Genomic DNA, 23,684 nt, shown 5'->3' on the forward strand with positions numbered 1-23,684 from the left:
GTGATGCTGCAAACAAAATGGGCGGGACGCGCACATCCGGTGCGCCATGATGATGTATGGGTTTTCGACTGCTGAACAATCTGCACTCCGAGCGTTTACGCGCAGTTTTCGGGGCGGCACCTTTGGGTGCGGTCAAGGGGCGTGACGCGGCACGGGCGTTGGCGGCGCGGCGCTGGTATCGGACCCCGACTCTGATCGGCGTCTGGACGATTTCGCTTTTAGCGGCAATGCCCGGCATGGGATCATCTGTTGCGGATGCCACGTTGAACGACCGTGCGCGCAGTGCGCTTGTATTGGCCTCTATGGCAAACACCAATCCGGCCACACGCGTCATGACGCAGGTTGCCCCCGATGCAGCCCCGGTGGTGCGCATGGTGCGGCTGGACAGCCCCGATATTGGCTATACCGTCGGCGATGCCCCCGGCGCGCTGATGTGGTTGCAAGACGACATGACGGCACCGTCCCCGAAAGAGGTTGATCTGAGCCGTTTGCACGCCGCGTGGCTCTCGGCCTTCGCGCCCGAAGGCACGCTGCGCCCCAAGGCCCGCCCCGAGCAGGCGGCGCCCAGCCTGTCCACCAGCGGTGTGATCGCGGCCCCGGATGCCGTGACACCGGATTTCGTCGCCTTGGATAAAAGTCTGATGCCTGTAGCGCGCCCCGAGGGGCTGTCGCGCCGCGCGATAAAGTATTCGCGCGACTGGCTGCGCCGCGTCGCCCTGCGCGCTCCGTCCGAGCAAGAGGCTTGTCTTGCCACCGCGATTTACCACGAAGCGCGGGGCGAAACGCTGAAAGGTCAGTTTGCGGTGGCAGAAGTAATCCTGAACCGCGTCGGGTCGCGCAAGTTTCCAAACAGCATTTGCGGCGTCGTGTTTCAGGGCGTCAAAGCGGGCCGCTATGGCGGATGCCAGTTCAGCTTTGCCTGTGACCGCAAAACCGACGCCTTGCGCAATGGGTCCGCCGCCGATCTGGCGAAACGCATCGCGCAGGTCATGGCCGATGGCGGGCATCGCGGTCTGACATCCGGCGCGCTTTACTTCCACACCACGGCGGTCAGCCCGTCCTGGTCGCGCCGCTTTACCCAGACCACCCAAATCGGCGCGCATCTGTTCTATCGCGGCTGAAACGGTGTCAGCCCGGCGGGCGGCGGTGTCGCATTGGCGCACTCATGCGGCGTAATCACATGTTGCCGGTGCGGTCGTGGCGGTTAAGACTGCCGCTATGACAGATGCTGAAAGCCCGACCGCATGAGCACCGATATCCGACTGGCCTTTGCCCATCCCGAAGCCCGCGCCGAGGCGTCTGCTCCTGCTGACCCGCGGGACCGCATTTCGCTGCGCGACCATCTGGCAGAGGTCGAGATCGGTGCGTTTCAGGCGGAACGCGGGGTGCGCCAGCGCCTGCGGTTCAATGTCGTGGTGGAATTGCGCCCGCATCCCGAACCGCTGGAGGATGATGTCGACCGCATTCTGTCCTACGACCGGATAACAGAAGCGATTGCCGCCGCGCTGGCCGAAGAACGCCTGAACCTGCTGGAAACGCTGGCGGAGCGCGTTGCGGCGCGCATTCTTCATGAGCCGCAGGCCATGCGGGTCTTTGTGCGCGTTGAAAAACTGGATCGCGGTCCCGGTGCGCTTGGCGTGGAAATCGTGCGCACCCGCGCGGCGGTGCCGCTGCGAGAGGTGACGTCTTCGGGGCAAGAAGAGGCGGTGCATCCGCTTGTGGTTTATCTGGACAACGCCACGATTGCGGGATCGGCGCTAGCGGCCACGCTGGACGGGCTGGAAGCACGCGGATTGCCGGTTATCCTGTGCGTGGGCATGCCGCCAGAGGGCGCGCCCGAAGTAGCGCTGCGCGCGGTGCAGCGCCGGATAGACCTGTTGGCAATAGAGCAGAATGCTTGGCGTCTGGCCGCGCTGGATGCGCGTTGCGTGGTCGTGGCCAGCCGCACCGAGATTGACTGGGCGATGAAGCAGGGCCAGACCATTGTCTGGGCGCCGTCGAAGCTGATCCTCGATTCGACAGACAGCCCCGATTGCAGCCCACGCGACGGGGCGGCCCTTGCGCTCTGGCTGGCCGAGCATATGGCCGCCGACCGGTTTCTGGCCCCCAGCGGTCTGGCTGTGCCGCCGGGCAGCCATATGGTGCTTGAGCGCTTCTGAGCGGGGTTGCGCCTGCGCCGCTGCTGCGGCAACAGATAACCTATGACCTATACCCTGCCGATCTTGCGCCCCGCCGCAACAGCCCCCGATGATGCGCCCACCTTTCGGGGCCAGAGCGCGTTACGGCTGGTGGGGGTGCAAGACCTGTCGCGCGACGGCACGCTGACAGAGCGGGCGGTCGATGCAAATCGGGACGCTGTCTTTCTGGCCGCGCCTGCGCCGCTTGCCGGTCTGGCCATGACCCGCCCCGCGATCATGGGGATCGTGAATGTCACACCCGACAGTTTTTCGGATGGCGGGCGTTATGCTAGCCATGACCGCGCGCTGGCCCATGCGCGGCTGTTGCTGCAAGAGGGGGCGGATATACTGGATATCGGCGGCGAATCCACGCGCCCCGGCGCGGTCGAGGTCGCGGTAGAGGATGAAATAGCCCGCACAGCGCCTGTCATCGCGGCATTGCGGGCCAACGACGTGCGCGCCCCGATTTCGATCGACACGCGCAAAGCCGCCGTGGCGCGTGCGGCACTAAAGGCGGGCGCCGATATCGTGAACGATGTGTCAGCCCTGACATGGGATCGTGACATGGGCCCTCTGGTGGCGGATGCGGGCGTTCCGGTGTGCCTGATGCATGCCCAAGGCACCCCCCAGACTATGCAAAAAAACCCTAAATACAATGATGTACGCTTTGATGTTCATGACCGGTTGATAGGTGCTTTGCGCCGCGCAGAGGCAGCGGGAATCGCGCGCGGGAATGTCATACTCGACCCCGGAATCGGGTTTGGCAAAACCGTTGGGCATAATCTTGCGCTTCTGTCACATCTGGCAATGCTGCATTCTGCGGGCTGTGCTATACTTTTAGGCGCATCGCGCAAAAGATTCATCGGCACGATTTCCGGCGCGGATGATACCGACGCGCGTCTTGCCGGATCGCTGGCGGTCGCGTTACAGGGTGCGGCGCAGGGTGCGCAGATTTTGCGTGTGCATGATGTAATTGAAACACGGCAGGCATTGTCAGTATGGCAGGCCCTAAGTGAAAACCAAGAAAACGGCGGGACATGACGAAAAAACTGTTCGGAACCGATGGGGTGCGCGGCACCGCAAACACCTATCCGATGACGGCTGAAAACGCGTTGCGCATTGGCGCGGCGGCGGGGCGGTATTTTCGCCGCGATGGCAGCAATGGGCACAGGGTGGTCATTGGCAAGGACACGCGTCTGTCGGGCTATATGATCGAAAACGCGCTGACAGCGGGGCTGACCAGCACCGGGATGAACGTGCTGCTGCTGGGACCGTTGCCGACACCTGCTGTCGGGTTCCTGACGCGGTCCATGCGGGCGGATCTGGGGATCATGATTTCAGCCAGCCATAATGGCCATCAGGACAACGGGATCAAGTTTTTCGGACCTGACGGGTTCAAACTGTCGGACGACGCCGAGGCCGAGATCGAGGCGATCATCGCCGGAGATATCGCGCTTGCGCAGCCGGCCAATATCGGGCGGGCCAAACGCATCGAGGACGCGCGCGGGCGCTATGTGGAATACGCCAAAACCACCTTGCCCAAGGGCAAATTGTTTTCCGGGATGAAGGTGGTGGTCGATTGCGCAAATGGCGCGGCCTACAGCGTTGCGCCGCAAGTGTTGTGGGAATTGGGCGCAGAGGTGGTCGAGATCGGGGTGCACCCCGACGGCAAGAATATCAACCTTGACTGCGGCTCCACCCATCCGCGTGTCTGTGCCGCCAAGGTGCTGGAAACCGGCGCCGATCTGGGGATCACGCTGGATGGCGATGCCGACCGGTTGATCCTGATCGACGAGCGCGGCCAGATCGCTGATGGCGACCAGATCATGGCGCTTTTTGCGGACCGCTGGGCGCAGGAACAACGCCTGCTGGACGGTGTTCTGGTTGCTACCGTGATGAGCAATCTGGGGCTGGAGCGCTTTCTGGAAGGGCGCGGCCTGCGGCTGGAGCGCACTTCTGTCGGCGACCGCTACGTCGTGGAACGGATGCGTCAGGGCGGCTGGAACCTTGGCGGCGAGCAGTCGGGCCATATTGTCATGACCGATTACGCCACCACCGGCGACGGGCTGATCGCGGCGCTGCAATTCATGGCGTTTCTGGCCGAAAGCGGCAAGCCCGCGTCCTTGTTGACCCGCAGCTTCGAGCCTGTGCCCCAATTGCTGCGCAACCTGCGTTACGGCCCCGGTGTGGACCTGTTGGCAGAGGCCAAGGTCGTGGCCGCCATAGATGCCGGGCGCGACCGTCTGGCCGGGCAGGGGCGTTTGCTGATCCGCAAGTCGGGAACCGAACCCTTGGTCCGTGTCATGGCCGAATGCGAGGATGAAGGTCTGATGGTGCAGGTCGTGGGCGACATTATTACAGAGATGGAATCTGTCGCCTAAAGGCTGATCCGCGCCACCCGCAGGTTTTGCAAATACCCGTCGACCACATCCCGCAAATGCGCGGCAACAGGCCGCGCGCGCGGGTAATGCGGCGCGGCGCGGTCGTCCAGAACAGGGGCCCATCCGGTGGTCGTGTCGAAAAATCGCGCGACCCCGTCCAGCCCGAATTCCAGCGCGAACCCTTCGACCACCACGTCCAGATAGCTCAGCTTGATCGGGGCGTCATGGCTGGCGGGGTGTCCGTCTTGCGGGGCGATGGCGTATATCTGCGCGGGCCGCACCGGCCCTTGCGCAAAGGCCCCCGCGCCAAGCGCATGGCGCTGGTAGCCGGTTTCGCGGATATCCAGCGCCGCCCAATCATTGCCCGGCACCCGTGCCACCAGCCCGTCGATCTGCGCGCCCGCATCAGGCACCACGCTCAAAAACGGTCGCCCCAACCCCCGCGCCATGCGCCATTCGCGACGCCAGCCGCGAATCGTGACCTTGTCCGCATCGGGGTAGCTATGGGTATGGCGGTTGACCAACGACCCGTAACCAAAGAAAAAAGCATCTTCCATGCCGCATATGTGTGCCAAGTGTCGGCCCAAGGCAAGGGGCTGCGAAAAAGCTTGCAAACCCGACATGCAATCCGCTACCAAACCCATGCAGACACGGGAGACGTTGGACCCGCGCCAAGGCCGAAGGAGCAACCGCCCCGGTAAACTCTCAGGCAAAAGGACCGGTCTGCAAGAACACTCTGGAGAGTGGTGCCTCGCGCACCCGCCGACGGGATAACGATCTCAGGCGCAAGGACAGAGGGGGTGGGCGCGCGTGTCGCGCAAACCTAGAAAGGGGCCGGAATGCCTGAGAATTTGCGCCTGACGCCATTGTACGACCTGCATGTCGCGCTTGGCGCCAAGATGGTTCCCTTCGCGGGCTATTCCATGCCTGTGCAATACCCGATGGGCGTGATGGGCGAGCATACCCACACGCGCAGCCATGCCGGCTTGTTCGATGTCAGCCATATGGGGCAGGTCATCTTGCGCGGGCCGAGTGGCGCGCTTGCCTTGGAACGGCTGGTGCCGGTCGATGTGGCAGGGCTGGCTGAGGGGCGGCAACGCTACGCCATGTTCACCAATGACAAGGGCGGCATTCTGGACGACCTGATGGTCGCCAATCGCGGCGATCACCTGTTTCTGGTGGTCAATGCTGCGTGCAAGGCCGCCGATCTGGCGCATCTGCGCGCCCATCTGCCAGAGCTGGAGGTGCGCGAGATCACCGACCGCGCGCTTCTGGCGCTGCAAGGGCCGGGGGCAGAGGCTGTGCTGAATGCCTTGGTGCCCGGTGTCGCCGCGATGCGCTTCATGGATGTGGCGACGTTCGACTGGCAGGGCCACGCGCTCTGGATCTCTCGGTCAGGCTACACGGGCGAGGACGGGTATGAGATTTCTGTGCCCGACACGCAGGCCGAGCCCTTGGCCCGCGCACTTTTGGACCAGCCCGATGTCGCCCCGATCGGTCTAGGCGCGCGCGACAGTTTGCGGCTGGAAGCGGGCCTGTGCCTGTATGGGCATGACATAGACGAACACACCTCGCCGGTCATGGCGGGCCTGTCCTGGGCCATCCAGAAAGCCCGTCGTGCGGGTGGTGCACGCGAAGGCGGTTTTCCCGGTGCCGACCGTGTCTTGCAGGAACTGGCAGACGGGCCCTTGGCCCGCCGCGTTGGCCTGCGCCCAGAGGGCCGCGCACCCATGCGCGAGGGCACCGTGCTATGGGATGCGGCCGAAGGGGGACGAAATATCGGCGCAGTCACCTCTGGCGGGTTCGGTCCCAGCATTGGCGCGCCCATCGCCATGGGGTATGTTCCGGCTACCAGTGCCGAACCCGGCACCCGCCTTTGGGGCGAGGTGCGGGGCAAGCGTTTGCCGGTCATGATCTGTGACCTTCCGTTTCGAACATCCACCTACAAGCGCTGAGGAGCGTTTCCCATGAAATACACCGAAGAACATGAATGGCTGCGCGTCGAGGGCGATAGCGTGGTCGTGGGCATTACCGAACACGCCGCCGAACAACTGGGCGATGTGGTGTTCGTGGAACTGCCAGAGGTCGAGGCCGTGGTCGCCAAAGGCGACGAGGTCTGCGTGATCGAATCGGTCAAGGCGGCCAGCGACATCCTTGCCCCCGTCGATGGCGAGATCACAGAAGTAAACGACGCCCTCACCGACAATCCCGGTCTGGTCAACGAAGACCCGCAGGGCGATGCGTGGTTCTTCAAGATGAAGCTTGATGATCTGGCTGTGCTCGACGATCTGATGACCGAGGATGAATACAAGGAATTCCTTGGCTAGTTTTCCCAACCCAGAGGCCATACCCGCATGACCTATACCCCCACCGACTATGACCCTTACGACTTTGCCAACCGCCGCCATATCGGGCCAACCCCCGAAGAGATGGCGGCGATGTTGCAGGCGGTGGGGTGTGATACTCTGGAGCAGTTGATCGACCAGACCATCCCTGATGATCTGCGTCAGCCAGACCCTCTGACATGGCCCGCCCTGTCAGAGGGCGAATTGCTGGACCGGATGCGCGCGGTGGGGGCCAAGAACACGGTTATGACCAGCCTGATCGGGCAGGGCTATTACGGCACCGTCACGCCGCCCGCGATCCTGCGCAATATTTTTGAAAACCCTGCTTGGTATACTGCCTACACGCCCTACCAGCCAGAGATTGCGCAAGGGCGGCTGGAAGCGCTGTTGAACTTCCAGACCATGGTGTCGGACCTGACGGGGTTGCCGGTTGCGAATGCGTCGCTCCTGGACGAATCCACAGCCTGCGCCGAAGCGATGGTGATGGCGCAGCGCGTTGCGAAATCAAAGGCAATGGCGTTTTTCGTCGATGAAAATTGCCACCCGCAGAATATTGCCGTGGTACAGACCCGCGCCGCGCCGCTGGGCATAGACGTGATCGTCGGCGCGCCAGAGGATTGCCCGGCCGACAGCGTCTTTGCCGCCCTGTTCCAGTATCCCGGAACCCATGGCGACCTGCGCGATTTCCGCCCGCAGATCGAAACCTTGCACGCAAACAAGGCGCTGGCCATTCTGGCGACTGACCTGTTGGCGCTGACCATGATCGTTGAACCCGGCGAACTTGGCGCAGATATCGCCGTGGGCAGCGCGCAGCGGTTCGGCGTGCCAATGGGCTATGGCGGGCCGCATGCGGCGTTCATCTCCTGTCGCGACGCCTATAAACGCTCCATGCCGGGGCGGATTGTGGGCGTCAGTGTCGATGCGCGCGGCAATCAAGCCTACAGGCTGTCGCTGCAAACCCGCGAACAGCATATCCGGCGCGAGAAAGCGACCTCGAACGTCTGCACGGCGCAGGCGCTTCTGGCGGTCATGGCGTCGATGTATGCGGTGTTCCACGGCCCCCAAGGGTTGCGCGCGATTGCAGAGCGGGTGCATGGGCTGACGGAGCGTCTTTACCGCGCGCTGCGCGCGGCGGGTGCGCAGGTCGTGGTCAAGGATTTCTTCGACACGATCACGGTAGAGGTTGGCGTGGGGCAGGCGGGCATTCTGGCCGCTGCGCGCGCAGAGGGACTGAACCTGCGCAAAGTTGGCAGCACCCATGTCGGAATCTCTCTGGATGAAACCAGCGACGAGCGGGTGGTCATGCGGGTGCTGCGCGCCTTTGGCATTGATGGCGTGCCGCCGCATCGCGGGGCGCTTGGCTTTGCCGATACATTCCTGCGCCAGTCAGATTACCTGACGCACCCGATCTTCCACATGAACCGCGCCGAAACCGAGATGATGCGTTATATGCGCCGTCTGGCCGACCGCGATCTGGCGCTGGACCGCGCTATGATCCCGCTGGGGTCTTGCACGATGAAGCTGAACGCGGCGGCGGAAATGATCCCGCTGTCATGGCCTGAATTTTCCAGCCTGCACCCGTTCTGCCCGCCCGATCAGGCGCAGGGCTATGCCGAAGCGATTTTCGACCTGAAGGCGAAATTGTGCGAGATTACCGGCTATGACGATATGTCGATGCAGCCCAATTCCGGCGCGCAGGGCGAATATGCGGGCCTGCTGACCATTCAAGCATATCACCGCGCGCGCGGGCAGGGCGACCGCGACATCTGCCTTATCCCGATGTCGGCACATGGCACCAACCCCGCCAGCGCGCAGATGTGCGGCATGCAGGTGGTCGTTGTGAAATCTGCCCCGAATGGCGATGTCGATCTGGATGATTTCCGCGAGAAGGCCGCCAAGGCAGGCGACCGTCTGGCGGCTTGCATGATCACCTACCCGTCCACGCATGGCGTGTTCGAGGAAACCGTGCGCGAGGTGTGCAAGATCACGCATGACTACGGCGGGCAGGTCTATATTGACGGGGCGAACCTGAACGCAATGGTGGGGCTTGTGAAACCGGGCGAGGTTGGTGGCGATGTCAGCCACCTGAACCTGCACAAGACCTTCGCCATCCCGCATGGCGGCGGCGGTCCCGGCATGGGGCCGATCGGGGTGAAAGCGCATCTGGCGCCCTTCCTGCCCGGCCATCCGCAAACCGGTGGGGCAGAGGGGCCGGTTTCGGGCGCGCCCTACGGGTCTGCATCCATCTTGCTGATTTCATGGGCTTACTGCCTGATGATGGGCGGGCCGGGGCTGACACAAGCCACCCGTGTCGCCATCCTCAACGCCAATTACATCGCCGCGCGCCTGCGTGGGGCCTATGATATCCTGTTCATGGGCAACAAGGGCCGGATCGCGCATGAGTGCATTCTGGACACGCGGCCTTTTGCCGATGTGGGCGTGACGGTCGATGACATTGCCAAGCGGCTGATCGACAACGGCTTTCATGCGCCGACGATGAGCTGGCCTGTTTCGGGCACGCTAATGGTGGAACCGACGGAATCGGAAACCAAGGCAGAGATCGACCGTTTCATTACAGCGCTTCTGGCGATCCGCGATGAAATCCGTGCGATCGAGGCGGGCGAGACTACTTCCGATGCCAGCCCGCTGCGCCATGCGCCCCACACGGTCGAGGATCTGATCGCCGATTGGGACCGGGCCTATACCCGCGAACAGGGCTGCTTCCCGCCCGCCAGCTTCCGGGGCGACAAATACTGGCCGCCCGTGGGCCGCGTGGACAACGTGTTCGGTGACCGCAACCTTGTCTGCACCTGCCCACCCGTGGAAAGCTACGCGCAAGCGGCGGAATAGCGTCCCGATCCCGCCCGGCAGATGCCCCATTCTTGCCGGAATGTCATGCGACCCATCGTGCCAAGTGAAATTGGTTCGGTGGTTAACATGTTCTTTCTTTATCGCGGTGAACGGTTCGGCGTTGGCATCATTCTTGCTGTCAGCGCGACCTTGGCGGTGCTTGTGGCCCAAGGGCAAACGCAAATCGTCTGGGACGCGTTCATCAATCAGTTCGTGTTCTACGGCATCATCATGGTGTCGGGGCTGCTACTCCGTTGCCGGGGCTGGTTGCCGCGCACATCTCTGACGCTGGTCGCGGTCGGGTTCTTCCCGATATTCTCATCCGTGACGGCCCTGACCGGCCACATGATGTTCCCGTTGCAACGCCCATTGGTTGATGAGACGCTTTTCGCGATTGACCATGCGCTTGGCTATGACTGGGTTGCCGCCGTCACTTGGCTTGCTGACTATCCGCAGCTTTCGACAATCATGAAATACGTCTATCTCAGTGCGCTGCCGCAATTGCTGATCCTGCTGATCGTGTTGGGTGTGCAGGGCCGCGTGATTGCGCTGCACCGGATGGTCGTGACGGGCATGGTTGCGGGCTGCCTGATAACACTGTTCTGGTCGATCTGGCCGTCCTTCGGCCCCTCTGCCTATCTGGACGTGCCCGACGAAGTGATCGCCCGCGCGGGCCTTCTGGTCACGCCAGACTACGGTGCGCAATTGATGGACCTTGCCCGCAACGGGATGGAGCGGATCGAGAAGCACCAGTTGCTGGGCACGATGGCCTTTCCGTCCTTCCATATCCTGATGGCAACGCTGGCGCTTTTCTTTGCTCGCGGCACATGGTTGTTCTGGCCCTACGTGATGGCCAATTCGCTGATGATACCCGCGACGCTGACCCACGGCGGACACCATCTGATCGACATGCCAGGCGGGGTGCTGCTGTTCGTATGCTCCTATGCCATATCGCGCCAGATGCTGCCGCAAACCGCACAGGCCGGCTGCGCCACGACCCCGGATTACCCAACGACTGCGACTGCTTAGGTCAGCCTGCACGACCGGACATCGATACTAGAGCACGCTTGCGCTTTATCGGCTTTGGCGGCACTACTGCTGTGGTGTAACGATTGTGTTATCGATTCTAGGAGTATTCGAAATGGGGCTTTGGTCCTTTGCAAAATCCGCAGGTAAAAAACTCTTTGGCGCAAGCGCCGCAGAGGCCGCGACACCCGATCCCGACACGCTGAAAGCCGAACTCGCCGATCTTGGGCTGGATGCCACGGGTGTCGAGATCAAGGTCGAGGGTGAAAAGGTCGTGGTCGAGGGCAATGCCGTCAGTGCCGAGATGAAAGAGAAGATCATCCTGGCCGTTGGCAATGTCGAAGGCGTGGCAGAGGTCGAATCTGCGACCGAAGAAGAGGGTCCCGATCCCGTTTTTCACACCGTGGTCCGTGGCGATACATTGTCAGCCATCGCGAAAACGACCCTTGGCAGCGCCAACCGTTACCCCGAGATATTCGAGGCGAACCGCCCCATGCTGACCCACCCGGATAAAATCTATCCCGGTCAGGTTTTGCGGATACCGCAATAAAATCAAAGGCCCGGCGCGCGACGTCGGGCCTTATTCCATGCTGTAGGGCAGGATATGGCGGTGGTCATGATCCACCCGCAGCCGCCGCTCCAGCGGGGGCACGCTGCGTTGGTGGCAATCCTCGCGCTCGCAAATGCGACACGAAATGCCGATCGGATCAAAGCCGCCCGCGCGGTCCATCCCGTCGGCATAGACCAGCCCATCGGCGTGGTCGATTTCGCAGCCCAAGCCCAAAGCATAGCGCCGCACTGGCGCATGGAACGAGCCGCCGCCCTTGGCAATGGCAATCGACAGGCAGAAATACTGCACGCCGTCAGGGGTTTCGGCCAGTTGGCGCAAAAACCGGCCCGGCGTTTCAAAGGCGCGGTGGACGTTCCATAGGGGGCAGGCCCCGCCGAAACGTGCGAATTGCAGCCGCGTGGCCGAGTGACGTTTGGTGATGGTGCCGGCTTGGTCCACCCGGACGAAGAAAAATGGCACGCCCTTGGCCCCCGGTCGTTGCAGAGTGGACAACCTGTGCGCCACCTGCTCCAGCGATGCGCCGAACTGGTCGGCCAGCGTTTCCAGATCGTGGCGGCAGGTTTGCGCGGCGGACAGAAACCGCCGGTAAGGCAGCAGCGCCGCGCCCGCAAAGTAATTGGCCAGCCCGATCTTGGCGATGGCGCGGGACTCGTCCGACTGGAAGCGCGCAAGGTCCAGCGTGGCCTCTAGCAGGTCACTTTGGTTCACAAGCGCGACCTGATGCAACAGTTGAAACGCTTGGGTGGCGTGGCTGGCCTTGGCCGAGATTTCCAGAATGCCGCTGGCCGCATCGAAGCGGCGCAGCGGCGCGCCACGGGATATTTTAACGGTGATCTTGTGGCGAGCCAGCGTGGTGGTCGCGTGTTCCAGTATGTCGGGCGCGGCCCCGGCTTGGGCCGCGAAATGTTCGGCGGCGCGGTCGACGGCATCTATGTAATTGTCGCAATAATGGAAGAAGTCGCGGACCTCTTCCCAAGGGCTAAGACGCAGGGTGCTGTCTTCGCGCCCCAATGCTTCGTCCAGCGCGCCAAGCTGTTCCTGCGCCTGACGGTAGGCGCGGTGCAGGTCCAGAAACGCGCGCGCAAAGCTGGATGCGTTCGCACCGACCAGCCGCAAATCGGGCAAGGGCGGCGTGGCATTGGCGAATAGCGGGTCGGCCAGCGCCTCGCGCAGGTCCGACACAAGCCGCTCGCTGTCGCCTGCCGACAGCTCTGTCACATCCAGCCCGAATTCGCGCGCCAATGCCAGAACGACAGAGGTCGAAAGCGGGCGATTGTTGTTTTCCATTTGGTTCAGATAGGGCAGGGACACGCCCAGCTTGGCGGCAAAATCTTTTTGCGTCAGCCCGATCTGGGTGCGAATCTCGCGCAGCTTGGCACCCGCGTAAAGTTTCTGTTGCGCCATTGGGCACCCTTTGCAAATCTAGGCAAGATGTTTGCAAAGGTGGCTTGGCCGCGTCAAGCACCAACCGCGCGGGCGCGGGCCATGACATACAGAATGCTGGCCATCGCCAGTGCGGTGGTGATGAACAGCATCACGATCAACGGCTCTGCCCCGCTGCCCGGTGTCAGCAACGCGCCCGCCAAGGCCGACAGCGCAGCACCAGCGCCGATCATGATCGCGCCGCCGATCCCGCTGGCGGACCCTGCCAGATGCGGTCGGACCGACATCATACCGGATGTGGCCGAGGGCAGGATCATCCCGTTGCCCAGACCCACAAAGATAAAACAGCCGAAAAACACGAACGGGCTGTGCAGACCGCTGAAATACAGCAAGCTGAGAAGCGCCATGCCGCCGAAATTGATGACTGCGCCGATCAGGATCATCCGGTCGATCCCGATCCGCGCGGCATAGCGGCCAGAGGCGAAGTTCCCCGCAGCATATCCCAACGCCGGTGCCCCGAAGAACAGCCCCAACGTGGCGGGCGACATGCCATAGACCTGCGCCCCGACAAACGGCGCGCCGCCCAGATAGGCGAAAAACGCGCCAGAGGCCAAGGACGATGTCGCGCAATACCCCCAGAACCGGCGCGAGCGCATCAGTTCCGGCATTTCTGCGAATTGCGCGCGAAAGCTGCCGCCAGACCCTTGGCGGGTTTCGCCCATGTCGCGCCAGCTTAGCGCCAGCACAGCCACGCCCGCCACCAGCATCAGCGCAAAGCTGCCGCGCCAGCCGAATGCCTCGTCCAGCAACCCGCCAAGGGCGGGGGCCAGCATTGGCACCACCGCCATGCCCATCGTGACATACCCGATGCGAGAGGCGGCATCCCCTTCGCCCAGCACATCGCGAATGGCGGTGCGTGACAGCACTATTCCGGTCACGACTGCGGCCTGCGCCATGCGAAACAGCAGAAATACCAACACATTTTGCGCCAGAAGCGTGCCAAGCGTGGCCAGAACAAATATCCAAAGCGCCGCCAGCATAACGGGGCGCCGCCCGTAGCGGTCGGACAAGGCGCCGATAAACACCTGCAAAACCGCGTTCACCGCCAGATAGAGCGAGACAGACAGCTGCACCACGGCATAATCTGTCTGGAAATAGGCGGCCATGCTGGGCAGCGATGGCAAGAACACGTTCATCGCCAGCGCCGCAACAGCAGATTGGGCGACCAGCGTGGCCACATGGGGCGGGGTGGTTTTGTCCAGAAATCTAGACTGCGCGCTTGGCATGGATCACCTGCGTTGGTGTTGAACAAGTTCAGTAAGCGCGAATTGCCCGAAGTTCAAGCGCGCGATGGTTGCGCTGACATTTGCAAATTAGCGCCGCAATTTGCAGACGGATTTGCAAATTATCAAAACTGTCCTTTTCAACCCTGTTTTGCGCAAGTATGTTGCGCCAAACCGATCTGCCGCCAAGGAGGGGGAGCGCATGAAGGACATCCTGCAACAGTTAGAGGCGCAGCGCCAAGAGGCCCGCTTGGGCGGTGGCGAAAAGCGCATCGCGGCGCAGCATTCCAAGGGCAAGCTGACCGCGCGCGAGCGGATCGAGCTGTTGCTGGACGAGGGTAGTTTCGAAGAATTCGACATGTTTGTCGCGCATCGCTGTGTGGATTTCGGCATGCAAGACAGCCGCCCCATGGGTGACGGGGTCGTGACCGGCTGGGGCACGATCAACGGGCGTGTGGTCTATGTGTTCAGTCAGGATTTTACCGTCATGGGCGGGTCGGTGTCGGAAACCCATGCCGCCAAGATTTGCAAGGTCATGGATATGGCCATCCAGAATGGCGCGCCGGTGATCGGGTTGAACGACTCTGGCGGCGCGCGCATTCAGGAAGGCGTGGCCAGCCTTGCGGCCTATGGCGACGTGTTCCAGCGCAACATCACCGCATCGGGCGTGGTGCCGCAGATCAGCGTTATCATGGGGCCCTGCGCGGGCGGCGCGGTGTATTCGCCTGCCATGACCGATTTCATCTTCATGGTCAAAGACAGCTCCTACATGTTCGTGACCGGCCCCGACGTGGTCAAGACCGTGACGAACGAACATGTCACCGCCGAGGAACTGGGCGGCGCGCTGACGCATACGCGCAAATCCTCGGTGGCCGATGCCGCGTTTGAAAATGACGTCGAGGCGCTGATCGAAGTGCGCCGCTTGGTCGACCTGCTGCCGCTGAACAACCGCGAAAAGCCGCCCGTGCGACCTTTCTTCGATGACCCCGCACGGCTGGAACCAAGCCTTGACACGTTGATCCCCGACAACCCCAACACGCCCTACGATATGAAGGAGTTGATCCTGAAACTGGCGGATGAGGGGGATTTCTACGAATTGCAGGAGGAATTCGCCAAGAACATCATTACCGGATTCATCCGTCTGGAAGGGCGGACCGTGGGTGTGGTGGCGAACCAGCCGATGGTTCTGGCGGGCTGTCTGGACATCGACAGCTCTCGCAAGGGCGCGCGTTTTGTGCGGTTCTGCGACGCGTTCGAAATCCCGATCCTGACACTGGTCGATGTGCCGGGCTTCTTGCCGGGCACGGGGCAGGAATACGCGGGCGTCATCAAGCACGGTGCCAAGCTGCTATATGCCTACGGCGAGGCGACGGTGCCCAAGGTGACTGTGATCACCCGCAAAGCTTATGGCGGCGCTTATGTGGTCATGGCGTCCAAGCATCTGCGGTCGGATTTCAACTACGCCTGGCCCACCGCAGAAATTGCCGTTATGGGCGCAAAAGGCGCGGTCGAGATCCTTTATCGGTCCGAGCTAGGCGATGCCGACAAGACCGCCGCGCATATTGCCGAGTATGAAGAACGCTTCGCAAACCCTTTTGTGGCTGCAGAAAAAGGCTTCATCGACGAGGTGATCATGCCGCAATCCACGCGCAAGCGGGTGGCACGCGCCTTTGCATCCTTGCGCAACAAATCCGACAAGATGCCGTGGAAAAAACACGACAACATCCCGCTGTAGCGCCGGTTCGGAGGAGAATGTGATGCTGTTGCCCTTGGCCTGTCTTGCCTTTGTCTCTGGTGGTGCGCCCGAGCAATGGCTGCGCCTGCCCTCTGGGGCAAGCGCCATCCCGCTGGACCTTATCGTGGAGGAGGGGGTCCAGCGGGTGCGGATGATTGGTCAGGGGCTGGCGCAGGATGTGGCGGGCTACCAGAGCGATCCGCAAACGCTGTTCGGGGATATGAAAGACATCTGCACACGCCATATCGCCACGACACCCGCGCCCGATGGCAGCAGCGTGATCGTCACGCTTATGGATCGCGAAGTGCCGTTCGGGCTGTCCGATCCAGAGGCCATTCAGTATTTCGAAGCCTTCACAATTCGGGCTGGCGCATGCGAGTTGGACGATGCCGAGTTCCTGCACTGATATGACCTTGACCCCAAGCATTGATGCAGTTGCGCCACAAACGCCCGTGAGCGTTGAATTTTCGTGGCCAGCGAATCGGTTTCACGGTATGGTGGCAGCGTGTGACCCGGTCTTTGGGAACGCACAGCAACACGCGTGGCCGCGCCATAACAAGAAACCGCGCCATGCAATCATGAGCAGGAGAAATTCATGTCGAAACTCGTTTTTGCCGCCGGCATGGTGGCAGTTGTATCCTTGGGCGCTTGCGCAAAGCACTCCGGCCACACCGAAACCGTCTATGCCGAGCCGATCCCGGCCCCGGTCTATGTCGAGCCGGTCGCGACCAAGAAGTACTGATCTACCGTCAGCCAAGACTTATCCGAAGCGGGCCGTAGTTTCCGCTTCGGGTGTTCTATCCGCCCCGCGCCTGCCTGCATCTTTTGCAAGCGGGCTAGTAGGCGTTGAAAAATCACGGTGGCCAAACGCCGTGCCATCGTCTACCGTTCCTGAGAGGGGCCGCTGCCGCGCCCTCGAACACATTGCACCGGGGGGGATTATCCCGGTCGATATTCAGGATAGGAGATGCGCATGTCTAAAATTGCAATCTTGGCCGTCTTTGGCACCACGCTCGTCTTGGGCGCGTGTTCGAAGCACTATGCTGCACCAGAGCCTGTTCCGGCTCCGGTCATGGCGGAACCCGTTTCGCCCAAGAAATACTGAGTTTCAAACTCTCGCACCACCGGCGCAGTTAGTGCCGGTGGTTTGCCTGTCCTCCGCTCATAGAAAGGGGACAGCATGCTGAAGCATCGTGGCTTTCCGGGCCGACTTCCCAGCACAGATTTCCAGTTCACCATCCGCCGTGCGAACCCCAAAGGGGTGACGCCGCTGACCAAACGTCAGCGCTATGCCGACCGTCGTACGCCCGACAAGCGTGCTGATGAGGGGTTTCTGGGGGCGCTGATCGCGCATTTCGGCGACCAACCTTTCGAGCGTGGCAATCTGGACGCAGGCCGCCTGTCATGGCTGTTCGGCCGCGAGGTCGTGCCCGCCGAAGACCCGTTCGACCCGGCCAGCTATGACGCGCTGCTGCGCGTCGATATGCGCGCGGCCAAAGCCAGTTTCCCGCAGCTTTTCGACGGCTCGTCCGAATTCGCCTTCGACACATGGGAGGAGTGATCCGCATGTGCCGCCCCCAGTTTCAACCCACGGAGTCCGCATGTTCAAAAAGATCCTGATCGCCAACCGGGGCGAGATCGCCTGCCGCGTCATCAAGACCGCCCGCAAGATGGGGATCACGACGGTTGCGGTCTATTCCGACGCGGACCGCCACGCGCTACATGTGCAAATGGCCGACGAGGCGATCCATATCGGCCCCGCGCCCGCCAATCAGTCCTATATCGTGATCGAGCGTGTTATGGACGCCATCCGCCAATCCGGGGCCGAAGCGGTGCATCCGGGCTACGGGTTCTTGTCCGAGAACATGAAATTTGCGGAAGCGCTGGCCGCTGAGGGCGTTGCTTTCATCGGCCCGCCCGCGAACGCGATCGAGGCGATGGGCGATAAGATCACCTCCAAGAAACTGGCGCAGGAAGCAGGCGTCAGCACCGTGCCCGGCTATATGGGCCTGATCGCAGATGCGGAAGAGGCGGTGAAAATCTCGAACGAGGTCGGCTATCCCGTCATGATCAAGGCCAGCGCCGGCGGCGGTGGAAAAGGCATGCGGATTGCCTGGAACGACGAGGAAGCGCGCGAGGGCTTCCAGTCGTCAAAGAACGAAGCCGCCTCCAGCTTCGGCGATGATCGTATCTTTATCGAGAAATTCGTCACCCAACCGCGCCATATCGAAATTCAGGTTCTTGCCGACAGCCACGGCAACACGGTCTACCTGCATGAGCGCGAATGCTCGATTCAGCGCCGCAACCAGAAGGTGATTGAAGAAGCGCCGTCGCCGTTCCTTGACGCGGACACGCGCCGCGCAATGGGCGAGCAAGCCTGCGCGCTGGCGTCTGCTGTGGGCTATACCAGCGCGGGCACGGTGGAATTCATCGTTGATGGTGACCGCAATTTCTATTTCCTCGAGATGAACACGCGCCTTCAGGTGGAACACCCCGTGACCGAACTGATCACCGGGGTCGATCTGGTCGAACAGATGATCCGTGTGGCCGCAGGCGAAAAGCTGCCCTTCGTGCAATCCGACCTGAAAATCAACGGCTGGGCCATCGAGTCGCGGCTTTATGCCGAAGACCCGTATCGCAACTTCCTGCCCTCGATCGGCCGTCTGACCCGCTACCGTCCGCCGGCCGAGGTGGTCGAACCCACCCGCGCGGTGCGCAATGATACCGGCGTCTATGAGGGCGGCGAGATCAGCATGTATTACGACCCGATGATCGCCAAGCTGTGCACATGGGCGCCCACGCGCGAGGCCGCCGTGCAGGAAATGCGCCTCGCGCTCGATGAGTTCGAGGTCGAGGGCATTGGCCACAACCTGCCGTTCCTGTCGGCGGTGATGGATCATCCGCGCTTTGCGTCGGGCAATATCACAACGGCGTTCATTGCCGAAGAATACCCCGACGGGTTCGAGGGCGCGACGCTGCCCGACGATCTGCTGGCCCGCACCGCCGCCTGCGCCTGCGCCATGAACCGCATGGCCGAAATCCGCCGCGCGCGCGTCTCTGGCCGGATGGACAACCATGAGCGCGTCGTCGGCACCGACTGGGTGGTCAGCCTCGGCGGCAAGACCTGTCAGACCATTATTCAGGCCGACCGCGAGGGGGCGACCGTCACACTCGATGGCAGCGATTACCGCGTGACGTCGGATTGGCGTCCAGGCCAACCGCTCGCCCGGCTTATGGTTAACGGAACGCCTTTGGTGATGAAAGTGGCCCGCCAACCCGGCGGCTACCGTCTGCGCTTGCGCGGGGCCGACTTGAAGGTACGTGTTTTCTCGCCACGTCAGGCGGAACTGGCCGCGCTGATGCCCGAAAAGCAGCCGCCGGATACGTCCAAGCTGCTCTTGTGTCCGATGCCGGGGATGGTCATGTCCATCGCGGTGGAAGAGGGGCAAGAGGTCTATGAGGGCCAGCCGCTGGCCACCATCGAAGCCATGAAAATGGAAAACATTCTGCGCGCCGAACGCAAAGGCGTGGTCGCAAAGATCAATGTCGCTGCAGGCGCATCGCTCGCGGTGGATGAGATCATCATGGAGTTCGAGGGATGAAACGCAGCCCGCTGCGCCTGTTTCTGACCTATCTGCTGTGCTTCGCGCTGGCGATGGTGCTGGCCTATATCATCCTGACCCGCGTGGCAGAGGGTTTGGGCGACGGGCATTACGTGCTTTTGCTATTGCCGCCCTTGGGGGGGATGGCCGTGTTCCACGGCCTGTTTCCGCTGCTCAGCCGCATTCGTCTGGGTCTGGAATTTCTGACCATTGGCGGCGGCTTGGTCTTCGGCCTTGGCGCGCTTGTCGCGGCGGCAAGCTGGTTTGCGCTCATCACGCCCAGCGCGGCGCTGGTGATCTGGCTGGTGGGCGTCTTCGGTCCGGGCTGGTGGCTGATCTCGCAACTGGCGGACAAGAACGGCTACTATTCGTGACAGCTTCATCTTGCCATAAATACTCGCGGGGGAATGCGGGCCGCGCAGGCCCGCATGGGGGCGGCAGCCCCCTAGACGCAAAGGCGTGGCGCAGCCTCCGCTTGGTCAGCCACGCTTACCGTCCGGCGGGATTGCGGTCCAGTATCTCTTGGCGGCGTAGCGGGAACTTGTCGATCACCGCCATCAATTCGCGCCCTGACCGGACAGCAGGACGGCGTGCCTTGACCTCGCCATCCTTGTCGATGATCGCGGTCATGAACCCGTTTGGGCGCAAGACCTGTCGCAATGGGCTTTCGTCTTCGGGGTTGGCGTCAAAGATCACCACCACATCGCGGATCAAGAATTCTTCGGCCCGCGCGCGCAGTTCTTCCAACTGGCGGCCGAATTGCGGGTTATCGGCGGTATCTGCCATCACCACCACCAGTCGGTGGTTCCAGACATATTCGCGCACGTCAATTGCGCGCGCGTCCAGAAACAGTAGTTCCTCTTCATCCACGGGGGCCTGCACGGTGGGTTCCGGCGTATCCGCCGGAATGCTTTGGGCCGCCCCTGCGGATGCTGCGAAAACAGCCGCGAAAACAAAGGTAAAGATCGGTTTCATTACGCCTCCTGCTCTGACTGCATATAGGCGGTTTTGCGTTGAAAACACCATTGCGCGCGCGGTTTTTACTTCTCTGCGCGACAGTTCCCACAGAAAGGACCAGCCATGAGCGACGCGAAAGACGCTTGGGCAGCGCTTGCCACCAAAGAGTTACGGGGTCGCCCGCTCGACAGCCTGACATGGAACACGCTGGAAGGGATTCCCGTCCAGCCGCTCTACACAGCCGAAGATATTGAGGGGCTGCCGCATTTGGGCGGTATTCCGGGGGATTCGCCCTACACGCGCGGGGTCAAGGCGACGATGTATGCGGGCCGTCCGTGGACTATCCGCCAATATGCGGGGTTTTCTACCGCCGAAGAATCGAACGCCTTTTACCGCCGCAATCTGGCCGCCGGTCAGCAAGGCGTGTCGGTCGCCTTCGATCTGGCCACGCATCGTGGCTATGACAGCGACCATGCCCGCGTGATGGGCGATGTCGGCAAGGCGGGTGTGGCCATCGATTCGGTTGAGGACATGAAAATCCTGTTCGACGGCATCCCGCTCGACAAGGTCAGCGTGTCTATGACCATGAATGGCGCAGTCATCCCGATTCTGGCGAATTTCATCGTCACGGGTGAAGAACAGGGCGTGGACCGCGCGGCCCTGTCGGGCACCATTCAGAATGACATCCTAAAAGAGTTCATGGTCCGCAACACCTATATCTACCCGCCAGAGCCGTCGATGCGGCTGATCGCGGATATCATCGAATACACCAGCGCACATATGCCACGCTTCAATTCGATCTCTATTTCCGGCTACCACATGCAGGAAGCGGGCGCGAACCTTGTTCAGGAATTGGCGTTTACGCTGGCGGACGGGCGCGAATATGTCCGCACTGCCATCGCGCGCGGCATGGATGTGGATGCGTTCGCGGGGCGTTTGTCCTTCTTCTTCGCCATAGGCACGAATTTCTTCATGGAAATCGCAAAGCTGCGCGCCGCACGCTTGCTTTGGTCGCGCGTTATGGAAGAGTTCAACCCCAAGAACCCCAAATCCAGCATGTTGCGCACGCATTGCCAGACCTCGGGCGTGTCCTTGCAAGAGCAAGACCCGTATAACAACGTCATCCGCACCGCCTATGAGGCGATGTCGGCGGTCTTGGGCGGCACGCAATCGCTGCACACCAACGCGTTGGATGAAGCGATCGCCCTGCCCACCGATTTCAGCGCCCGCATCGCGCGCAATACGCAGCTTGTGCTGCAAGAGGAAACCGGCGTCACCAAGGTCGTCGATCCGCTGGCAGGCAGCTACTACGTTGAAAAGCTGACGCATGATCTGGCCGAGGCCGCTTGGAAGCTGATGGACGAGGTCGAAGAGCTGGGCGGCATGACCAAGGCGGTCGCCTCGGGTATGCCCAAGCTGCGGATTGAAGAAACCGCCGCCAAGCGACAAGCCGATATCGACCGGGGCGACGAGGTGATCGTCGGCGTCAACAAGTACCGCAAGGATAAAGAAGACCCAATCGACATTCGCGATATCGACAATGCCGCCGTGCGCGACAGCCAGATCGCGCGTTTGGAGCGTATTCGCGCAACCCGCGATACCGCCGGCTGCGATGCGGCGCTGGCGGAAGTCACCCGCCGCGCCACCGAGGGCGGCAACCTGTTGGATGCGGCGGTCGATGCCGCGCGCGCCCGTGCCTCTGTGGGGGAAATCAGCATGGCAATGGAAAAAGTGTTCGGGCGCCACCGCGCAGAGGTCAAGACTCTCGCTGGCGTATACGGTGCCGCCTATGAGGGCGACGATGGCTTTGCCGCCATTCAGGCCGATGTGGAGCGGTTTGCTGAAGCAGAGGGGCGCCGCCCGCGGATGCTGGTGGTCAAGATGGGTCAGGACGGGCATGACCGCGGGGCCAAGGTGATCGCCACGGCCTTTGCCGATATCGGGTTTGACGTGGATGTCGGTCCGCTATTCCAGACGCCTGCCGAGGCGGCGCAGGACGCAGTCGACAATGACGTGCATATCATCGGCATCTCGTCGCAGGCTGCGGGGCACAAGACCTTGGCACCCGAACTGGTCAAGGAACTGAAAGCGGCAGGCGCGGATGATATCTTGGTCATTTGCGGCGGGGTTATTCCGCAGCAGGATTACAAATTCCTGTTCGACGCGGGTGTGAAGGCCATTTTCGGACCGGGTACAAATATCCCCGAAGCTGCTAAAAAGATTCTGGACCTAGTGCGGCAGGCGCGGGGGCTTGGCTAAAGCGACCGATAACGGCAGGCCAGTCGCGGCCTGCCGCTATCAAGGGTTTATGCGGTGCGCGGGCTGCCTTGGCCCATTTTCGCATCCACCGACCATGCGCCAGCACCGATGGTGCCCAGCGCAAGATAACCGCCTGCAAGGGCAAGGTTCTTGAACACTTGGGTCATCTGCATCTGGTCTGCCGGGTCGAAATGATACAGCAGCCCCGACGCCACGCAGAATGCGCCAAGCGCGTAGGCCACGATCCGGGTCTGAAAGCCCACGATCAGGGCCAGACCGCCGATGATCTCGAACAGAACGACCGGCCAAGCCAGGAAGGCCGGCACACCGCCGGACGCCATGTAACCGGCAAAGCCCGCCACATCGCCCAGTTTGCCGATCCCGGCCATTACAAACAAAAGCCCAAGCAGAACGCGGGCCACAAGCAGTTGGGTGTTGGTCATGTCATTTCCTTTCGCGGTGTTTCACATGGTGCAGATAGGGCAGGGGCCGGGGGCAGGGCCATTCGCTATCCCTGCGCATGCGCTGTGCATCCGTGCAGGGTTGGCGCGTCCGGGTCTTGACGGCGCGCGGGCCTTGGCGCACATCGGCGCGCTTGGGTTTGCTGCGAGGACACCATGACCACCATTCGCCCCGCCACGGCCGCTGATGCTGCTGCGATCTGCGCCATCTGGAACCCGATTATCCGCGACACGGTAATCACCTTTAACCCGGCGGAGCGCGACACGGCAGAGATTGCGCAAATGATCGCCACACGGCAGGCCGGTCCGGGCGCGTTTGTCGTGGCCGAAGATGCAGGCAACTTGCTTGGGTTTGCCAGCTATGCACAGTTTCGCGGCGGTCTGGGCTATGCGCGCTGTATGGAGCATACGATCAACCTGTCGCCCGCCGCGCGTGGGCGCGGCCTGGGCGCAAAGCTGATGGCCGTGATCGAAGATCACGCCCGCGCGGCGGGTCATCACATCATGGTGGCGGCAATCACCGGGTCGAATGACGGGTCTGTCCGGTTTCATAGGGCGCATGGCTATGTGCATGTCGGCACCATGCCGCAGGTCGGCTGGAAATTCGGCCGCTATCATGACCTTGTGTTGATGCAGAAAACCCTGTGACGCGCC

At 62.0% G+C, this 23,684-nt stretch carries 23 protein-coding genes and 2 riboswitches; of the genes, 18 read left to right on the top strand and 5 right to left on the bottom strand.

The genetic code is table 11. From position 1 onward, the window contains the following. The first annotated feature begins 56 nt into the window (after nucleotides 1-56). From ROE7235_RS20500 to glmM, 4 genes are all read left to right on the top strand, one after another. Nucleotides 57-1,121 (top strand): cell wall hydrolase, encoded by a 1,065-nt coding sequence (locus tag ROE7235_RS20500; protein WP_245963865.1) that lies wholly within the window; start codon nucleotides 57-59, stop codon nucleotides 1,119-1,121. Between the two features lie 123 nt (nucleotides 1,122-1,244). Continuing rightward, on the top strand, nucleotides 1,245-2,159 hold the full coding sequence (locus tag ROE7235_RS03045) for a dihydroneopterin aldolase (RefSeq protein ID WP_121093194.1): 915 nt from the start codon (nucleotides 1,245-1,247) through the stop codon (nucleotides 2,157-2,159). 42 nt (nucleotides 2,160-2,201) lie between these two features. Then, nucleotides 2,202-3,218: a dihydropteroate synthase gene (folP, locus tag ROE7235_RS03050; RefSeq protein WP_121093195.1), complete on the top strand. Its 1,017-nt coding sequence runs from the start codon at nucleotides 2,202-2,204 to the stop codon at nucleotides 3,216-3,218. After that, nucleotides 3,215-4,558 carry a phosphoglucosamine mutase gene (glmM, locus tag ROE7235_RS03055; RefSeq protein ID WP_121093196.1) on the top strand — a complete coding sequence of 448 codons (1,344 nt, stop codon included), beginning with the start codon at nucleotides 3,215-3,217 and terminating at the stop codon, nucleotides 4,556-4,558. The genes folP and glmM overlap by 4 nt, the downstream gene beginning before the upstream one ends. Here the strand turns inward: glmM and ROE7235_RS03060 are convergent. Then, nucleotides 4,555-5,115 (bottom strand): gamma-glutamylcyclotransferase family protein, encoded by a 561-nt coding sequence (locus ROE7235_RS03060; RefSeq protein ID WP_121093197.1) that lies wholly within the window; start codon nucleotides 5,113-5,115, stop codon nucleotides 4,555-4,557. The genes glmM and ROE7235_RS03060 overlap by 4 nt on opposite strands. 83 nt (nucleotides 5,116-5,198) lie before the next feature. Continuing rightward, nucleotides 5,199-5,289, top strand: a riboswitch (glycine riboswitch). Between the two features lies 1 nt (nucleotide 5,290). Beyond that, a riboswitch (glycine riboswitch) is annotated at nucleotides 5,291-5,357 on the top strand. A gap of 40 nt (nucleotides 5,358-5,397) precedes the next feature. On the opposite strand from ROE7235_RS03060, the gene gcvT reads away from it, so the two are divergent. The 5 genes from gcvT to lysM all read left to right on the top strand — a co-directional run bounded on the left by gcvT (nucleotide 5,398) and on the right by lysM (nucleotide 11,329). After that, nucleotides 5,398-6,513, top strand: a complete 1,116-nt coding sequence (gene gcvT, locus ROE7235_RS03065; protein ID WP_121093198.1) for a glycine cleavage system aminomethyltransferase GcvT — start codon at nucleotides 5,398-5,400, stop codon at nucleotides 6,511-6,513. Between the two features lie 12 nt (nucleotides 6,514-6,525). Then, complete coding sequence (gene gcvH, locus ROE7235_RS03070; RefSeq protein ID WP_121093199.1) at nucleotides 6,526-6,885, top strand: glycine cleavage system protein GcvH; 360 nt, start codon at nucleotides 6,526-6,528, stop codon at nucleotides 6,883-6,885. 27 nt (nucleotides 6,886-6,912) lie between these two features. Then, complete coding sequence (gene gcvP, locus ROE7235_RS03075; RefSeq protein WP_121093200.1) at nucleotides 6,913-9,753, top strand: aminomethyl-transferring glycine dehydrogenase; 2,841 nt, start codon at nucleotides 6,913-6,915, stop codon at nucleotides 9,751-9,753. A gap of 87 nt (nucleotides 9,754-9,840) precedes the next feature. Beyond that, nucleotides 9,841-10,782 carry a phosphatase PAP2 family protein gene (locus ROE7235_RS03080; RefSeq protein ID WP_183073296.1) on the top strand — a complete coding sequence of 314 codons (942 nt, stop codon included), beginning with the start codon at nucleotides 9,841-9,843 and terminating at the stop codon, nucleotides 10,780-10,782. Nucleotides 10,783-10,894: 112 nt separating this feature from the next. Then, nucleotides 10,895-11,329 carry a peptidoglycan-binding protein LysM gene (gene lysM / locus ROE7235_RS03085; RefSeq protein ID WP_121093202.1) on the top strand — a complete coding sequence of 145 codons (435 nt, stop codon included), beginning with the start codon at nucleotides 10,895-10,897 and terminating at the stop codon, nucleotides 11,327-11,329. Between the two features lie 30 nt (nucleotides 11,330-11,359). Here the strand turns inward: lysM and ROE7235_RS03090 are convergent, their stop codons facing one another. Continuing rightward, nucleotides 11,360-12,754: a helix-turn-helix domain-containing protein gene (locus tag ROE7235_RS03090; protein WP_121093203.1), complete on the bottom strand. Its 1,395-nt coding sequence runs from the start codon at nucleotides 12,752-12,754 to the stop codon at nucleotides 11,360-11,362. A gap of 53 nt (nucleotides 12,755-12,807) precedes the next feature. Beyond that, nucleotides 12,808-14,019 carry a multidrug effflux MFS transporter gene (locus ROE7235_RS03095; protein ID WP_121093204.1) on the bottom strand — a complete coding sequence of 404 codons (1,212 nt, stop codon included), beginning with the start codon at nucleotides 14,017-14,019 and terminating at the stop codon, nucleotides 12,808-12,810. Nucleotides 14,020-14,218: 199 nt separating this feature from the next. On the opposite strand from ROE7235_RS03095, the gene ROE7235_RS03100 reads away from it, so the two are divergent. The 7 genes from ROE7235_RS03100 (at nucleotide 14,219) to ROE7235_RS03120 (ending at nucleotide 19,727) form a co-directional block, all read left to right on the top strand. Further along, nucleotides 14,219-15,751, top strand: a complete 1,533-nt coding sequence (locus ROE7235_RS03100; RefSeq protein ID WP_121093270.1) for an acyl-CoA carboxylase subunit beta — start codon at nucleotides 14,219-14,221, stop codon at nucleotides 15,749-15,751. Between the two features lie 22 nt (nucleotides 15,752-15,773). Next, complete coding sequence (locus ROE7235_RS03105; protein WP_121093205.1) at nucleotides 15,774-16,157, top strand: DUF6497 family protein; 384 nt, start codon at nucleotides 15,774-15,776, stop codon at nucleotides 16,155-16,157. A 189-nt stretch (nucleotides 16,158-16,346) separates the two neighbouring features. Beyond that, complete coding sequence (locus ROE7235_RS20075; protein WP_183073298.1) at nucleotides 16,347-16,493, top strand: hypothetical protein; 147 nt, start codon at nucleotides 16,347-16,349, stop codon at nucleotides 16,491-16,493. Between the two features lie 231 nt (nucleotides 16,494-16,724). Beyond that, nucleotides 16,725-16,856, top strand: coding sequence for a hypothetical protein (locus ROE7235_RS20780; RefSeq protein ID WP_281272823.1), 132 nt, complete (start codon nucleotides 16,725-16,727; stop codon nucleotides 16,854-16,856). Nucleotides 16,857-16,931: 75 nt separating this feature from the next. Next, nucleotides 16,932-17,312, top strand: a complete 381-nt coding sequence (locus tag ROE7235_RS03110; RefSeq protein ID WP_121093206.1) for a hypothetical protein — start codon at nucleotides 16,932-16,934, stop codon at nucleotides 17,310-17,312. A 40-nt stretch (nucleotides 17,313-17,352) separates the two neighbouring features. Continuing rightward, entirely contained in the window at nucleotides 17,353-19,353 is a 2,001-nt protein-coding gene (locus tag ROE7235_RS03115; RefSeq protein WP_121093207.1) for an acetyl-CoA carboxylase biotin carboxylase subunit, read from the top strand. Continuing rightward, nucleotides 19,350-19,727 carry a hypothetical protein gene (locus tag ROE7235_RS03120; RefSeq protein WP_121093208.1) on the top strand — a complete coding sequence of 126 codons (378 nt, stop codon included), beginning with the start codon at nucleotides 19,350-19,352 and terminating at the stop codon, nucleotides 19,725-19,727. The genes ROE7235_RS03115 and ROE7235_RS03120 overlap by 4 nt, the downstream gene beginning before the upstream one ends. Before the next feature lie 115 nt (nucleotides 19,728-19,842). Here the strand turns inward: ROE7235_RS03120 and ROE7235_RS03125 are convergent, their stop codons facing one another. Beyond that, a complete protein-coding gene (locus ROE7235_RS03125; protein ID WP_183073300.1) occupies nucleotides 19,843-20,328 on the bottom strand; it encodes a DUF4174 domain-containing protein in 486 nt (161 codons plus the stop codon). Nucleotides 20,329-20,433: 105 nt separating this feature from the next. On the opposite strand from ROE7235_RS03125, the gene scpA reads away from it, so the two are divergent. Further along, entirely contained in the window at nucleotides 20,434-22,569 is a 2,136-nt protein-coding gene (scpA, locus tag ROE7235_RS03130; protein WP_121093210.1) for a methylmalonyl-CoA mutase, read from the top strand. 47 nt (nucleotides 22,570-22,616) lie between these two features. Here scpA and ROE7235_RS03135 read toward each other — a convergent pair whose 3' ends face one another. Beyond that, a complete protein-coding gene (locus ROE7235_RS03135; RefSeq protein WP_121093211.1) occupies nucleotides 22,617-23,012 on the bottom strand; it encodes a DoxX family protein in 396 nt (131 codons plus the stop codon). 174 nt (nucleotides 23,013-23,186) lie between these two features. Between ROE7235_RS03135 and ROE7235_RS03140 the strand changes: the two genes are divergently transcribed. Beyond that, complete coding sequence (locus tag ROE7235_RS03140; RefSeq protein ID WP_121093212.1) at nucleotides 23,187-23,678, top strand: GNAT family N-acetyltransferase; 492 nt, start codon at nucleotides 23,187-23,189, stop codon at nucleotides 23,676-23,678. The last annotated feature ends 6 nt before the right edge of the window (nucleotides 23,679-23,684 follow it).

Source organism: Roseinatronobacter ekhonensis, assembly GCF_900499075.1.
GTDB classification, from domain to species: Bacteria; Pseudomonadota; Alphaproteobacteria; order Rhodobacterales; family Rhodobacteraceae; genus Roseinatronobacter; species Roseinatronobacter ekhonensis.

What these genes read in the sequence shown, in the direction of transcription:
- gcvP (WP_121093200.1), top strand. Translation starts at nt 6,913, where the DNA reads ATGACCTATACCCCCACCGACTATGACCCTTACGACTTTGCCAACCGC.
- ROE7235_RS20500 (WP_245963865.1), top strand. Translation starts at nt 57, where the DNA reads ATGGGTTTTCGACTGCTGAACAATCTGCACTCCGAGCGTTTACGCGCA.
- ROE7235_RS03095 (WP_121093204.1), bottom strand. Translation starts at nt 14,019, where the DNA reads ATGCCAAGCGCGCAGTCTAGATTTCTGGACAAAACCACCCCGCCCCAT.
- glmM (WP_121093196.1), top strand. Translation starts at nt 3,215, where the DNA reads ATGACGAAAAAACTGTTCGGAACCGATGGGGTGCGCGGCACCGCAAAC.
- gcvT (WP_121093198.1), top strand. Translation starts at nt 5,398, where the DNA reads ATGCCTGAGAATTTGCGCCTGACGCCATTGTACGACCTGCATGTCGCG.
- ROE7235_RS03125 (WP_183073300.1), bottom strand. Translation starts at nt 20,328, where the DNA reads ATGAAACCGATCTTTACCTTTGTTTTCGCGGCTGTTTTCGCAGCATCC.
- ROE7235_RS03100 (WP_121093270.1), top strand. Translation starts at nt 14,219, where the DNA reads ATGAAGGACATCCTGCAACAGTTAGAGGCGCAGCGCCAAGAGGCCCGC.
- ROE7235_RS03120 (WP_121093208.1), top strand. Translation starts at nt 19,350, where the DNA reads ATGAAACGCAGCCCGCTGCGCCTGTTTCTGACCTATCTGCTGTGCTTC.
- scpA (WP_121093210.1), top strand. Translation starts at nt 20,434, where the DNA reads ATGAGCGACGCGAAAGACGCTTGGGCAGCGCTTGCCACCAAAGAGTTA.
- folP (WP_121093195.1), top strand. Translation starts at nt 2,202, where the DNA reads ATGACCTATACCCTGCCGATCTTGCGCCCCGCCGCAACAGCCCCCGAT.
- gcvH (WP_121093199.1), top strand. Translation starts at nt 6,526, where the DNA reads ATGAAATACACCGAAGAACATGAATGGCTGCGCGTCGAGGGCGATAGC.
- ROE7235_RS03045 (WP_121093194.1), top strand. Translation starts at nt 1,245, where the DNA reads ATGAGCACCGATATCCGACTGGCCTTTGCCCATCCCGAAGCCCGCGCC.
- ROE7235_RS03110 (WP_121093206.1), top strand. Translation starts at nt 16,932, where the DNA reads ATGCTGAAGCATCGTGGCTTTCCGGGCCGACTTCCCAGCACAGATTTC.
- ROE7235_RS03140 (WP_121093212.1), top strand. Translation starts at nt 23,187, where the DNA reads ATGACCACCATTCGCCCCGCCACGGCCGCTGATGCTGCTGCGATCTGC.
- ROE7235_RS03060 (WP_121093197.1), bottom strand. Translation starts at nt 5,115, where the DNA reads ATGGAAGATGCTTTTTTCTTTGGTTACGGGTCGTTGGTCAACCGCCAT.
- ROE7235_RS03115 (WP_121093207.1), top strand. Translation starts at nt 17,353, where the DNA reads ATGTTCAAAAAGATCCTGATCGCCAACCGGGGCGAGATCGCCTGCCGC.
- ROE7235_RS03080 (WP_183073296.1), top strand. Translation starts at nt 9,841, where the DNA reads ATGTTCTTTCTTTATCGCGGTGAACGGTTCGGCGTTGGCATCATTCTT.
- lysM (WP_121093202.1), top strand. Translation starts at nt 10,895, where the DNA reads ATGGGGCTTTGGTCCTTTGCAAAATCCGCAGGTAAAAAACTCTTTGGC.
- ROE7235_RS03135 (WP_121093211.1), bottom strand. Translation starts at nt 23,012, where the DNA reads ATGACCAACACCCAACTGCTTGTGGCCCGCGTTCTGCTTGGGCTTTTG.
- ROE7235_RS20780 (WP_281272823.1), top strand. Translation starts at nt 16,725, where the DNA reads ATGTCTAAAATTGCAATCTTGGCCGTCTTTGGCACCACGCTCGTCTTG.
- ROE7235_RS03105 (WP_121093205.1), top strand. Translation starts at nt 15,774, where the DNA reads ATGCTGTTGCCCTTGGCCTGTCTTGCCTTTGTCTCTGGTGGTGCGCCC.
- ROE7235_RS03090 (WP_121093203.1), bottom strand. Translation starts at nt 12,754, where the DNA reads ATGGCGCAACAGAAACTTTACGCGGGTGCCAAGCTGCGCGAGATTCGC.
- ROE7235_RS20075 (WP_183073298.1), top strand. Translation starts at nt 16,347, where the DNA reads ATGTCGAAACTCGTTTTTGCCGCCGGCATGGTGGCAGTTGTATCCTTG.